We start from the raw sequence: 14,261 nt of genomic DNA on the forward strand, positions 1-14,261 counted from the left end.
GATTTCCCAAAAGCAGGAAATCTCGACTCTTTGAGCGCTGTTTTTTTACAACGCCCTTTTATTTGCCGTCAGATCAGCATCCGCAGCCGCCGCAACCATTGTCGCAGCCACAACCACCGCAGCCGTTTCCGCAACCGCCACAGCCATTTCCGCAACCGCCGCAGCCACAGCAGAATATGAGAATAAGGATAATGATCCACCAACAACCGCCAAATCCACAACCGTTCATAAATGAAATCTCCTTTTTTATTAAGATTTATAAAGCTGAAGCTTTGCTCCGTTGCTTTATATTACAGTTTATGACGCAGAGAAAAATGTGTTACAAAAAAATCTGCAAGGAGAATTTGTCCTGTGCATAAGAATATAAAAGCGATAAAAATGCGAGAATAACAAGACGCAAAACTGTCAAGAATGTAGCTAAGACAAAGCTTTGTCTTAAACATTTTAAGGGGTGAATTTTATGAACGAACAGTTTTTTGATAGCGACAGCTTTACACCAAGGGCAAGAGAGCTTGTGAAAAATGCCGTCACTCTGGCAGGAAGCTGGGGGCATACTTATATCGGCACTGAGCATATCCTGCTCTCTGCCGCCTATGAGGAGGACTCCACCGCCTGTGCAGTGCTTCTGCGCCACGAGGTCACGGTTCAAAGGATAGAGGAGCAGATAGAATACATCATAGGCAGAGGCACGCCATGTCGTCTTACGAAAAATGACATCACTCCTAACGCTGCCGCTGTTTTAAAAGGCGCAAAAAGGCTGTGCGAGAGCATGGGTGGCGGTATCGCAGGAACGGAATACATTCTTGCTATGATACTCCGCCGCAGTGATTGCTGTGCCTTTGAGATATTGCAGCAGTTAGGGGTGAACTGCAACAAGATGTACAACGATTGCTCATTGTCAGGCAACGAGCCTAATATTTTTTCAGACAGAAATTATCCCAAGCTAAAGACCCTTGAACGCTACGGCAGAGAGCTTACACGCAAAAGCGAGTGCGAAAAATTCGACCCCTGCATAGGCAGAGAAGCTGAAACAGAACGTATCATGGAGATACTCTGCCGCCGCACCAAGAACAATCCCTGCCTTGTAGGTGAGGCAGGTGTGGGAAAGACCGCTGTTGTAGAGGGACTTGCGAGAAAGATCATGCTTGGAGAAGTGCCGTCTGCGTTGTCCTCAAAGCGGATCTTCTCCCTTGATATAACCGCCCTCCTTGCAGGAGCAAAATATCGTGGTGACTTTGAGGAGCGATTGAAAAGCTGTATGGACGAAGCCGCAAAGGCTGGAAATGTGATACTTTTCATTGATGAGCTTCACAACATAATGGGTGCAGGAGCGGCAGAGGGTGCAATAGACGCTGCAAATATCCTGAAACCACAGCTTGCAAGGGGCGGTCTACAGCTCATAGGCGCAACGACTTTTGAGGAATACCGCAAAAATATTGAAAAAGACTCAGCTATGGAGCGACGCTTTCAGAAAGTGAAGATAGATGAGCCTGATCAAAGCCAGACCTGCCGTATCCTCAGCGGTCTTATAGACAAATATGAACAGCACCACAGCGTTGACATCTCCCCTGACCTTATCCCATATGCAGTTAAGCTTGCCGCAAGATATGTCACCGACAGATTTTTTCCTGACAAAGCAATTGATATCCTAGACGAAGCCTGTGCCTGTGCGGTCATAGAACAAAGCGAAAACAATTCTGGTGAGAAAATATCAGACGCTTTCAACGATTATGTGAAAGGCAAGCTCACCCGTGACGAATATCTCACCGCCATAACAGAGTGCCGCCCAAAGCGCATACCACTTGAAAAAAGGCACATTGACAGCGTTATTTCATCGCTCACAGGCATAAACTGCGCTGATATCGGACAGGACGAAGCCGCAAGGCTCACAGGGCTTGAAGATAAGCTAAGCGAAAGCATTGTTGGACAGCAGACGGCTATAAAGTCACTCTGCTCTGCCGTCCGCCGCTGTCGTGCAGGGCTAAAGGTCAGCGACCGCCCCATGGGAAGCTTTATTTTCTTAGGGTCAACGGGAGTGGGCAAGAGCCAGCTTGCAAAAGATCTTGCCAAAACGCTTTTTGGCAGAGATAATGCCATTGTAAAGCTTGATATGTCAGAATACATGGAACGCCACAGCGTTTCAAAGCTCATAGGCTCGCCCCCTGGATATGTTGGCTTTGACGAGGGTGGCAGGCTCACCGAACAAATTCGACGCAAGCCCTACTGTGTGCTTCTTCTTGACGAAATAGAAAAGGCTCACCCTGACATCTACAATCTGCTTTTGCAGATACTAGAGGACGGCTGTCTTACCGACTCTGCTGGCAGGACAGTTTCTTTCTCCAATGTCCTAATAATAATGACCTCGAATATCGGCGTGAAAAAGCTTGCCGAAACCAAGACCGTGGGCTTTTCAAACAGCAGGTCAAATGGCGAAGCCAAGAAAAAAGCTATGCTCTCAGAACTTAAAAGCTTTATGTCTCCCGAGCTTTTAGGCAGAATAGATGAGGTGATTGTTTTTAACGACCTTACCCTTTCCGATATGGAAAACATTACACGCCTTGAAATATCCGCCCTTGAAAAAAGGCTCTCCGAACTTGGCTGTACACTCGCCTGTCAGCCAGAGGTCTACCCTTTTATCGCAAAGCAGGCACTTTCAAAAAGCGGCTCTGCACGAGAGATAAGCCACATAATTACCGCCCTCATAGAAAATCGCATAAGCGATATGCTTATCTCCTCCGCCTGCCGTGACTTTTCTGTTTGCGTATCTGAAAACACCTTAACTGTCGCACAGCACCGCAGGCAACTGTGTTCATAGAAATTTTACAAAGTATAGTTGAGGGATATTTTACAAAAGCCCGCCCATATGTTATAATATTTTTATATTGTTGCCCAAACGGCAAAAGGAGGATAAAAATGTCTGACAGAAAATACAAACTATATTCCGACTCCACCTGCGATCTGTCGGAGGATATATTAAAAAATATGGACGTGACGCTTCTGGAATTATCTTTTGAAGTAAACGGTGTTGTAAAGAGCAAGAATGACATGACGCTGCCTGAATTTTATTCCCAAATGCGAAACGGAGCAGTAACGAAAACATCGCAAATAGGTATCTCCGACTATGAACAGGCTTTTGAAAAGGAACTTGCCGCAGGCTATGATGTGCTTTATCTTGGATTTTCGTCAGGTCTTAGCGGCAGCTTCAACACTTCCTGCATTGCAAGAGATAGCGTAATGGAAAAATACCCAGAAGGCAAGATAATCTGCATAGACTCACTCTGTGCTTCAACAGGCGAGGGTCTTTTGCTCATAAAAGCTGACGAAAAGAAAAAGCAGGGTCTTTCCATTGACGAGCTTGCCCAGTGGATCACTGACAACAGGCTTCACCTGTGCCATGTTTTCACAGTTGATGACCTGAAATATCTCCACCGAGGTGGCAGAGTATCAAAGACTGCCGCCATAGCAGGCTCTATTCTTGGCATTAAACCGCTTCTCCACGTTGACAACGAGGGACATCTTATCCCAGTTGGAAAGATACGAGGCAGAAAGCAATCCATTGAAAAGCTTGTGGATATGATGTGCGAACGCATGGGAAATTGGGATAATTCCACAGTAGCCGTCTGCCATGGCGACTGCCTTTCAGACGCAGAATATGCAGCCGACCTTATGCGAAAAAAGCTTGGCAAGAAGACCACTGTGCATATCTGCTACACAGGTGCTGTTATAGGCTCACACTCAGGACCTGGAACTCTCGCTCTGTTCTTTATGGGTGACCAGCGATAAAAATACAATACAAAAGCGGACGAAGCCCGAAAACTTCGTCCGCTATTTTTATATGCGATATCAAAGACCCTTTGCCTTTTTCAAAGTTATACCATTATCTCCAAGCGGGATAGCGTGGTCAAGTCCAACGAACTTGCCTCCCTCCTGCCAAAGAACTTCCTTGACAAAATCATACTTTTCCTCGTCCCATGTAACAAAATCGTCCTTTACAAGTCCGCCCGTGTCACCTGAGTTTGCATTGAAGCACCAGAAAGTGTGATTTACATGATTGTCCTTTATTAGCTTTCTCATGTAGGTCATCCAAGTTAAGTTAGGCTCTGTCATAAAGCCACCCCACTCGCCTATAAGAAGCGGTGCGATATCCTGCTTCTGAATGTAGAACCAGTTGTCTTTCCAGCAATCTTTCATAAGGCTCTTGTATGTGTAATCCCCCTCGAACCAAGGCTGCTGATAAACTGTCGGACCATAGTCGTGCGGCGAGTAAACAAGCTTATCCTGATATTTGCCAAGGTCGATAGGATAGTCCTTTACGCCCCTGAGATTTCCGCCCCACCAGTTGAAATAGTAATCATCACTGTTGGTGGAGGAATAATCCCCGTTTTTCTTGATGTTCTTAGGGTATATTTCGATACCCTCGACCATTATAAGCACATTAGGATTTTTCGCAAGCACCTTGCTCGCTGCCGTTTCAGCCACATACTTCCAGTTGTTTGCGTCCTTTGAATCATTCCATATTGCCGCAGCGTCACCCTCGTTAGGCTTGCCATGAGGCTCGTTTTTCAGGTCAAATGCAACGATAGTGTCATTGTCCTTATATCTGTCGGCAAGCCACTCCAAAGCATGGTAATAGTCCTTTACAGTGACCTTGTCGGTATACCACAGATTTACAGTATGACCGCTGGCATTGGTTTCCGCTGAATGGATATCAGGCATTACTTTAAGACCGTTTTCCTCCGCAAGCTTGAGAAAATAATCAAATATCTCAAGGCTGTTCATAGAGTTCAGCTCTTCATTGTATGCGTTATTGTAGTTCGCCTTTGGATATTCGCCCTCCGACCACTGGTTGATAAGCTCCGCTGACATAGGCACTCTTATAAGATTGAAACCGTGGTCTGCAATAGCCTCCACCGATGACACAAGCTCGCTGTTCCAAAGTCCGTCAAAGGTGTTAGTGCCTGTGTTGTAGCCAAACCAGTTCACGCCCGTGAGCCAAACCTCTTTGCCGTCCTTATCAAGTATCTTGCTTCCGTCTGTGTGAAGCCAATCATCACCCTGTTTAGCCTTTGAGGTACGCTTTAGAAGCTTTTTAACGTCCTTTTCCGTAGTCTTTTTGTCATTATTCTGATTATTGTTGTTATTGTTATTATTCTGTGATACCTTGCCCTTTTTAACAGTACACTCCACACCGTTTAGCTTTGCAGACTTAACATTGAGCTTTGTTCCAGTTCCGATATTACAGCCGATAGAGGACGAACCGCCCTTTGCGATCTCGCCATTGTAATCAACATTCGTGACCGTGAGTTTGTTGCCCTTGACCTTAAAGTTGCCGTTCCAGCCGTCACAGCTTTTGAGCTGGTCTATTTCAAGCTCCAGCGTCCACTCCTTGAGGGCTTCATCGGAGTTGTTCTCAATGCCTATCTCCATGCCTGTCATGACCTTGTCGCCGTCCTGCCAACTGTTGTCCCCTGAATAGGAGATGATAAAGCCCTTTTCCTTTTTATCGTCCTTGCTTTCCTGAGAGCTTTCCTCCTCATCAGCATCAGGCTCGTCCTCGCTTTCATCAGCCACAGAGTCCTCCTCACTGGTGTCATCGGTTTCTGAAGCCACTGCAGAACTGCTCTCCGCCTTTGAAGCCGAGCTGTCCACGTCTTTTTTACCTGATGTTGCCACCAGTATCAGTGCAATAACAAGCCCCACTATAACAGCGCCCATGCCTGCAAAAGCGATGATAAGCTTTTTGTTTATGCCCTTTTTGCCCACATTCTCCTGCTGGCTGTTTACGTCTTTTTTCTCATCACTCATAAGCTTTCCCCTTTATTTTTGATTTTTACATATTTATAAGACCGCCGAGTATTACGCCCGACGGTCGAACTTTCTTTTTTTGGCGACTTATTTTACTGACTGGAGTTTCTCGCTAAGGAACTTCTCCTCAAACTTGTCTGACGGCATAGGTCTGCCGAAATAATAGCCTTGTATAACGTCAGTTTCCAGATCTCTCAGGATATCGAACTGCACCTGTTCCTCAACGCCCTCTGCGCAAACTGCTATATGCAGGTCGTGAGAAAGATTAACTATCATTTTAACAAACACCGCAGTGTCAGGATTTTTTGCAATATCATCAATAAACGACTTGTCTATTTTAATGGTATTCAGCGGCATTTCCTTTATGCAGTTAAGCGAAGAATATCCCGTTCCGAAATCGTCCAGTGCTATCTTCACGCCCTTGTCTGTTATATGCTTCAAAAGCTCCTTCATCTTTTCCATATCATGGATAGCAAGACTTTCTGTGACCTCAAAACATATCTTATCAGGGGGTGCGCCTGTTTCGTCAAAAAGTGTGTCTATCTTGTCAAGGAAATCAGGCTCAATTATCTGACCTACAGACAGATTGATGTTCATTCTCAAATCAAGCCCTGCGTCAGCCCACTTTTTGCACTGTCTGCCTGCGATCCTTATTATGTTCTCGCCCAAGAGATTGATATAGCCAAGTCTTTCCGCCATAGGGATAAATTCGGCAGGGGAAACCTGACCGAACTCAGGTGGATTCCACCTCATAAGCGCTTCACAGCCCACAAGCTTCTTTTCAGAGCTGCTGAATATAGGCTGATAATACGCCGTGAAATGTGCAAAGCCATTTGTGATATCCTTGTGCATGAGCCTTTCAAGTTCGATCTGCCTTGAAAGTATCCTGCCGATAGTTTCGTTATAATTTATAGTGCAATTCTTGCCCTGCTTTTTCGCATATGAAATGGCAAGGTCGATCCTTTTAAGAACTGTGTTTACAGTATCGTCAAGCTTTGGGAACTTCGCAACGCCCATTGAACAAGTGCAATAGCAAGTGCTGTTAGCTATCTGCCACTCTGTGTTGAACTTATCATGTATGATCTTGCATATCTCGTCGATCTCGGTCTGATCCTGATCTCTCAGAAGCACAACGAACTCATCGCTGCCAAATCTAAAAACGCTCAGCTTTTTATTCTTCTGGGCAAAATCCTCAAAGAATTTACCTATCTCTTTAAGAAGTCGGTCACCATTATTGTGGCCATAGCTGTCATTTATGTTTTTGAAATTATCAAGGTCAATGAGCATAACAGTGCTGTTCTCATCGCTTTCAATAATGCCCTGTATACTCTTATCAAGACTTAATCTGTTAGGAAGACCTGTGAGGTTATCGTAAAAGACCTGCTTTTCGATGACCCTCTCATAATTTATCTTTTCTGAGATATCATTAAGTGTGCAAAGTCTGATAGTTCTGCCGTCATGCCATTTTATGAGTTTTTCCGACACATTGAACCATTTGTTCATGATCTCGGAATAATAATCTCCTCCAAAAAGCATTCCTTCCTTATGAGCAGAAAGCTCACACCAAGTCTTGCTGAAAACGTCACTTTCCTTTTTGCCGACCAGTTTTCCCAAATACTGTTCAAAGCTCTTGCTGGCAAAAACTATCTCACCACTGTCCTGTGCCACTGCAAGCACATAGGAATTCATATTATCCATAACGTCAGTAAGCGTGCGAGTAGTGCTTTCAGCATGTTCAGCCGCTTTCCTAGTATGGAGCATGCCAGAAAGTATATACGTCAGACGTGAGGCTAGCTGTATCTCCTCAGGTGACCATACTCTCTCAGGATCAGAGGACAAAAGATTGAAATATGCAACATACTTATTGGTGTCCTTGACAGCACAAGTGAGTGAACAAGGATACACCACCCCACGCAGGGATATTTCCTCCACATCTCCATTCGGATGAGCCTTATCCGCAACATGGATACCAGTTTGCATAAGTGCTTTTTTCATTGCATTGTATCTATTTCTATTAAATTCTTTATCAAAAGCATATACAGTATATTTATGTGTATCAGCGATCAATTCATAACTCAAAGGTTCTGAGTTTTCATAGCCTGAAACTGTTACCGTAGCCGCATTGACATAAAGTGCAGAGCAAATACTTTCGAGAAAATTCTTGCACACATTATCAAATCTGTCATCGCTTTCAAGTATTTTCAAAAAGCTCTCGAACTTTTCGTTATAGGTCTTAGCTGGTATTTCCATACAAACAGCCCTCCTCTGCTTATATAAATACGTCTAGCATCATTATAACATATTTTCTGTAAAATCACAAGGGGAATTATAGAAATTTATTTATAATGCACAAAACAAATGACCAAATTTATATATTATTAAAAAACAAGCCCCGTAGTTAAGCTTAAAAAAGTTTAACTGACGGAGCAAATGTGACCGAACCGATAAGCCGAGTTTTGTCGAGTGCGATAATCTATCTGGACTGTACGTCGCCGCACAGCTCTAGCCACCTATAGCCCCAAGTCTGACGAGCAGCCATTGACTTGCAAGCTACCATTGGTGTTGCATCGGATAAGGTTTACATAGCAATGACGTCTCCGCCATTCTGGTGGGCTTTTACCCCACCTTTCCACCCTTACCAACAAAAGTTGGCGGTATATTTCTGTTGCACTGGCTCTAAGGTCACCCTCGGCTGACGTTATCAGCTATCCTGCTCTATGATGCTCGGACTTTCCTCATAAACCTAGAACGTTTACGCTATCGCATAGCTCGCTCACAATATGATTATATCACATGAATGACGAAATGTCAAATAAAAGCCTGCATAGACAGTGAGCATTCTTAAAAATCATGCAAAACGTCTCAAACATATTTACAATTTACAAAAAATGTGATAGAATTAAAATAACCAAATCAAGGGAGCGTAAAAAATGAGAACTTGTCCTCACTGTGGCAGCGAGCTTCACGATGATTCTACTTTCTGCTTTGCCTGTATGTCCATCGTCAACGAGCGTAAAGAATTACTTATAAAGGTAAACACGTCACGCAAAAGAACCATACCAATGGTTTGTGTTGCAGTCGCTATCATAGCCGCATCGTCAGTGTTTGCCGTTGTCAGCAAGAAAAACAATGCCGTAGAAACTAAAACACCTGAGCCTGCAAAAGCTGTGACAACTTCTGCCACTGTAACGACCATACCGCAGACAACGACTGCCGCCACAACAACTGTACCTACTACCACCACCGCACCTGCACCAACGGCAGATGAGATAGACATAATTTCAGGCGGTATTAGGCAGGCTTCCACAGGCACAGCAGGAACTACTACCACTACAACAACCCTGCCTGAAGAAACTCAGCCTGAAGAAAATAATGGTGAAAATCAGCCTGATGAAAATAACGTTCAGCAGGAGGATAACACAGCTCCAGCCGAGCCCGAGCCGTCATATTATTCCGAGGACGGAGCAAATGAGCTAAGCAGAATATTTGCAGACAAAATAAATAAAAAACGTGAAGGCAGAGGCTATGCACCTCTGAGGGTCTGCGGACAGCTTGACAGCCTGTTAGCATTAAGCCTCGAAACAATGACTAATGTACAAAGCGAGGGCGAGATCGATACTTGGAATGAAATAACATTGGATAAGCTAAAAAGCAACCTCAGCGACGTTGGACTTCCCTCAGACAGTGAATTTATAAGGGTAAGCTATGTAATGAACTGCTGCAAAAGCTATGATGAAGTATTTGAGTATGCCAAAAAAGTAAATTTTTTCAAACGAGCTTTTCACTGATGAAGAAGGCACACTTACAGTTTATTCACAAAGACTGGATTACAAATATTTCGGCTGCGCAATATATGATATGTGTCGTAGCCAGCTAAAACCTAACGGTGATTATTCAACCACTTCCGAATACGTCTGCGAAATTTGGCTAATGAAATAAGCAAAATTAAAGTTTACAAATCATCTTATAATTAGCCTTGATATATTGTTTACAATTCACAAAAATTATGCTAAAATAAACGTATGCTTTTAAGCTCTTAGCTTTATCAGTAAATAATATAACAAGGGAAAAACGTCTATGAAGTTCAATATCAAAAAGGTCACAGCCGCATTTTTAAGTGCGGCAATGCTCACCACAGGCTCGGCTCAGCTTTCTGTTTTTGCACAGCAGACGCTTAAATACGAAGCCGAAAACGGCACTTTAGGTGGCTCTGCCTATATCCAAACAGACAGCTCCGCATCAGGCTCTAGGTCAGTTCGTTTTTCAGACTCAAGCTGCACATGGTCACAGACTGTTACAGTCAGCGAAAGCGGATACTACAAAATAAAGCTTTACAGCCGCGGAGAAGGCTCGAATAAGATAAACAACCTTTCTGTAAACGGCTCAAATGCAGGCACTTTCAGCAGTGCAAACGGCTCTGCCTATAAAGCGTCCACAGTAAATGGTATTTATCTCAAAAAGGGTCAGAACACTGTCAAAATAACAATGTCGTGGGGATATTTTACTCTCGACTACATAACCATTGAAAAAATGAGCTCTTCAAATGCCTACACCGCCGCTGAAAATCTCGTTGACCCATACGCTTCACAAAGCACACAGCGCCTTTACAGCTATATGAAGGACGTTTACGGCAAAAAGGTCATAACAGGACAGTATTGTGACGGTGGTCTTAACGGCACTGAGTTCAAAGCTATAAAGTCCGCCACAGGTCAGACCCCTGCTATGTTGGGTCTTGACTTTATGCGCTATACTCCATGCCGTGTCCAGAACGGTGACACCTCCGACGCTGTCGAAAAGGCTATCGAGTTTTCACGGGCAGGAGGAATAGTAACATTCTGCTGGCATTGGAACGTCCCTGACAAATATCTTCTCTCAGGTACAGACGGCGGAAATCCACGTTGGTGGGGTGGTTTTTACACCAAAAACGTTGACCGCTCAAAGTTCTCGCTTACCAAAATAATGAACGGCTCAGACCCTAAGGGCTACAACACTCTTATGAGCGACGTTGACGAGATTGCCAAACAACTCAAACGTCTTTCTGACGCAGACGTTCCGGTACTGTTCAGACCGCTCCACGAGGCAAGCGGTGGTTGGTTCTGGTGGGGTGCAGATGGCTCGGAAGCCTACAAAAAGCTTTGGCAGGCAATATATGACAAGCTCACGAATGAATACAAGCTTGACAATATCATATGGGTATGGAATGGTCAGGCGGCAAATTGGTATCCTGGCGACGAATATGTTGACATAATCGGAGAGGATATCTACCCAGGCACAAGAGATTATTCAGCCCAAAGCTCAAAATATCTTGAAGCCACAGACTATTCACCAAACGGAAAAATAGTTGCCCTTACAGAAAACGGCTGTCTTTTCGACCTTGACAAAGCCTTTGATGCAAACACCGCATGGTCATATTTCGGCACATGGAGCGGTGAGTTTTGCATATCAAGCTCTGAGAAATATACCGAGAAAAGTATGTGGCAAAAGGTCTATAACAGCGACTATGCCGTGACACTTTCAAGTCTGCCCGACCTGAAAAGCTATCCTATCAGCAGTGACAATACACAAATAACTCTTGACTCCACGTCAAAAGAAGTCACATACGGCGACAGCATTACCCTAAAAGCCAGCGTGACCTCAGGCACTCATCAAACAGTAACATGGAAAAGCTCCAACACAGCCGTTGCCACAGTAAAAGACGGTGTTGTGACCGCCATGGGCAAAGGCACAGCAAAGATAACAGCCTCCCTGCCTAACGGAAGGTCTGCCGTCTGCACAGTAAAGGTCACCACAAAAAAGCTTCCAACATCAGGCTATTTCTATGCAAGCACTGCACAGTACACAGGCAGTGCAATTATTCCGACAGTCACTGTTAAGGACGGAAGCAAAGTTCTCCGTCAGAACATCGACTATCGTGTGATAGTCACGAACAATGTTAAAATCGGTCACGCTAACATTACTATCTCAGGCATGGGCAACTACTACGGCAGTTATACCGCAGGCTTTGACATTATCCCAGCCAAGCAGACCATACAAAAGCTTGAAACAAGATACAAAGGCTTCTTTGTGGATTGGGCGCAGAAAGGCTCTGCCACAGGCTATGACATTCAGTATTCCACCAGTGCAAACATGAGCGGTGCGGCTTCCAAACACCTCACTGCCAACAAGCCAGATAACCTGACAATAAGTGGTCTGACAGCCGATAAGACCTACTACGTCCGTGTGCGTTCCTACACAAACGTTGAAAGCAAGACTTATTATGGTCCATGGTCTGACATAAAAAGCATAAAGACCGCAAAATATGATATCACAAAAGCTTCCGTTTCTGGCATTTCCACCAAGGCATACACAGGCAAGGCTATAACGCAGAACATTACTGTGAAATACAACGGCACTGCCCTGAAAAACGGAACTGATTACACTACTTCCTACTCAAACAACAAAAAAATCGGCAAGGCAATTGTCAAGATAACAGGCAAAGGCAAATATGGTGGCATTATCACAAAGAACTTTACCATAAACCCTGCCAAGCAGGAGATACAAAAGCTTACGTCTAAATCCAAAGCATTTTTCGTGGATTGGGCGCAGAAAGGCTCTGCAACGGGCTATGAGATACAGTATGCAACTAACTCCAAGTTTACAAACGCAAAGAAAGTCACCATAAAAAACAACAAGACCGACAAGACCACAATTTCCAAACTTAGCGGCAACAAGAAATATTACGTTCGTGTCCGTTCCTACACGACAGTGAACGGCACAAAATATTACGGTGCATGGTCGGTTTCAAAGAGCGTGACTACAAAAAAATAAGTACAAAGCACTCCGAGCGAAATACTGAAATGCTCCCCTTTTGTTAGACAATGTGGTATAATAGAAATATACCAATAAAAAATCTAACAAAAGGGGGCATTTTTATGCCAAAAGGAAAGCCGAACAAAAGATACACACCGGAATTCAAAATCAAAGTAGTGGAAACAATGCACAGAGAAAAGCTAATAAAATATGTGTGTCTGACGTTTCGTGCTTCACTGCCTGCGATATTAAGGAAGACTGATGATAAGGCAGATAAAATAGCAGAAAACCAAGCCCCCTGAGCCACAATGCTCAGAAGGCTTTGTTTTATATTTGGCCGGAACAGCTATCAAGAACATTTTCAGACAAATTCAAACAAGTGCCTGAAATTCAATGATTGTCTCTTTCGGATCGTCAGTAACAGTTACATCTATTTTAAATTGCTGTATCATTATTCCTTTCAATTTTATGTCGTTAAACTTGACGTATTCCAAAAACATTTTTATGAATAGATCCCTGTCAGCGGTATAATCCTTAAAATATGCACATAGATATTTTCCCGCAGGGAGCACACAGAAATGTCTTGAATTCTTCATTTCTTCACTGCACATTATCATGGTGTGCCAATTATCCATATTTTCCATCTCGGAAATATCATCAAAATCCATATAAAAGCCTATTCGGTCTGAAGCCAAGATCGGCGCAGTTTCGTGAAGATGACCTTCAAGGTGCATAAATTCAAGTGCAACGGATTCACCACTTTTATCGGATTTATTGAGCTGTGATATGATAAATCGCTCTGGAAAATCCTCAAAAGAAAACTTCTCCAGCTCGATATTATTGTCGATAACCTTATCAATGAAATCTATTTTTTCTTTGATAGTCTCCGCCAGCCTTTGTTTGCTACGTATCTCCTCTTCAAGAAGCTTATAGTGTTCTTTCAGCATATCCACAGATTTTTTCATATTTCTCTCCGTGAAATATCCTTTTATCTCATTCAGCGAAAAATTGAGGCTACGCAGTTCAAGTATCGTGCCAAGCTTCTCATATTGCTGTGGATCATAGTATCTGTACCCCGTATCAGGGTCAACATAATCAGCCTTGAAGATCCCGATACTATCGTAATACCGCAGTGTTTTTGAAGAAACGCCTCGCCTTTGACCCATTTCTTTTATGGAAAGATATTTCTTTTTTTGTTCCTGGTTCATAATGAATACCCCTTTTCGTCAGCAAACTTCTATTCAAGCGCCATTTTGCCCTCTTCATCAGTTCTGATCTTTATTACATTTTCGACCTCATATACAAAGATCTTTCCGTCACCGATATTGCCGCTGTACAGCACACGCTTTACCGTGTCTACCAAAAGTCCAAGTGGAACTGTACTGATAACGATCTCGACCTTTATCTTAGGGAGCAAATGTGACTTTGCTTCCGAGCCACGATAATAATCGGTGCTGCCCTTTTGTATTCCGCAGCCATTGACATTTGTTACGGTCATACCGGTTATATCTATCTCGTCAAGTGCGTCTTTCAGCGACTCAAATTTCGAGCTGTTCATAAGTATAACTACCTTGCGTATCTTTCCGTCAGCTTTATACGCTGAACGATCTATAGGCTTTGAGAGGTCTATCTGTGTAACACTCTTGGCATTTCCGTCTGACAGATCA

10 protein-coding genes and 1 other RNA gene are annotated in these 14,261 nt (G+C 43.7%); 5 read left to right on the forward strand and 6 right to left on the reverse strand.

Annotated elements, in window-relative coordinates; genetic code table 11:
* Nucleotides 1-73: 73 nt before the first annotated feature.
* Nucleotides 74-229 (reverse strand): hypothetical protein, encoded by a 156-nt coding sequence (locus tag WS40_RS11585; protein ID WP_022288524.1) that lies wholly within the window; start codon nucleotides 227-229, stop codon nucleotides 74-76.
* Nucleotides 230-460: 231 nt separating this feature from the next.
* On the opposite strand from WS40_RS11585, the gene WS40_RS09100 reads away from it, so the two are divergent.
* On the forward strand, nucleotides 461-2,815 hold the full coding sequence (locus WS40_RS09100) for an ATP-dependent Clp protease ATP-binding subunit (protein ID WP_046441744.1): 2,355 nt from the start codon (nucleotides 461-463) through the stop codon (nucleotides 2,813-2,815).
* A gap of 98 nt (nucleotides 2,816-2,913) precedes the next feature.
* Nucleotides 2,914-3,783 carry a DegV family protein gene (locus tag WS40_RS09105; RefSeq protein ID WP_038670760.1) on the forward strand — a complete coding sequence of 290 codons (870 nt, stop codon included), beginning with the start codon at nucleotides 2,914-2,916 and terminating at the stop codon, nucleotides 3,781-3,783.
* A 60-nt stretch (nucleotides 3,784-3,843) separates the two neighbouring features.
* On the opposite strand, the gene WS40_RS09110 is transcribed toward WS40_RS09105, so the two are convergent.
* From WS40_RS09110 to rnpB, 3 genes are all read right to left on the reverse strand, one after another.
* Nucleotides 3,844-5,805, reverse strand: a complete 1,962-nt coding sequence (locus tag WS40_RS09110) for a cellulase family glycosylhydrolase (protein ID WP_046441745.1) — start codon at nucleotides 5,803-5,805, stop codon at nucleotides 3,844-3,846.
* A gap of 87 nt (nucleotides 5,806-5,892) precedes the next feature.
* A complete protein-coding gene (locus tag WS40_RS09115) occupies nucleotides 5,893-8,055 on the reverse strand; it encodes a putative bifunctional diguanylate cyclase/phosphodiesterase (RefSeq protein ID WP_325208504.1) in 2,163 nt (720 codons plus the stop codon).
* 179 nt (nucleotides 8,056-8,234) lie between these two features.
* Nucleotides 8,235-8,581, reverse strand: an RNA gene (gene rnpB / locus WS40_RS09145) — RNase P RNA component class A.
* Nucleotides 8,582-8,735: 154 nt separating this feature from the next.
* Between rnpB and WS40_RS09120 the strand changes: the two genes are divergently transcribed.
* The 3 genes from WS40_RS09120 (at nucleotide 8,736) to WS40_RS09130 (ending at nucleotide 12,896) form a co-directional block, all read left to right on the forward strand.
* Entirely contained in the window at nucleotides 8,736-9,593 is an 858-nt protein-coding gene (locus WS40_RS09120) for a hypothetical protein (protein ID WP_046441746.1), read from the forward strand.
* Between the two features lie 289 nt (nucleotides 9,594-9,882).
* Nucleotides 9,883-12,612, forward strand: coding sequence for a glycosyl hydrolase (locus tag WS40_RS11590; RefSeq protein WP_325208505.1), 2,730 nt, complete (start codon nucleotides 9,883-9,885; stop codon nucleotides 12,610-12,612).
* A 104-nt stretch (nucleotides 12,613-12,716) separates the two neighbouring features.
* Nucleotides 12,717-12,896, forward strand: a complete 180-nt coding sequence (locus WS40_RS09130) for a hypothetical protein (RefSeq protein WP_046441747.1) — start codon at nucleotides 12,717-12,719, stop codon at nucleotides 12,894-12,896.
* A 69-nt stretch (nucleotides 12,897-12,965) separates the two neighbouring features.
* On the opposite strand, the gene WS40_RS09135 is transcribed toward WS40_RS09130, so the two are convergent.
* Together WS40_RS09135 and WS40_RS09140 are read right to left on the reverse strand one after the other, a co-directional pair.
* Entirely contained in the window at nucleotides 12,966-13,802 is an 837-nt protein-coding gene (locus WS40_RS09135) for a MerR family transcriptional regulator (protein WP_046441748.1), read from the reverse strand.
* Between the two features lie 29 nt (nucleotides 13,803-13,831).
* Nucleotides 13,832-14,261 (reverse strand): P-II family nitrogen regulator (locus tag WS40_RS09140; RefSeq protein ID WP_325208506.1); only part of this gene is annotated, 430 nt, incomplete at its 5' end.

This window comes from Ruminococcus sp. N15.MGS-57 (assembly GCF_000980385.1).
In the GTDB taxonomy this organism is placed as follows: domain Bacteria; phylum Bacillota; class Clostridia; order Oscillospirales; family Ruminococcaceae; genus Hominimerdicola; species Hominimerdicola aceti.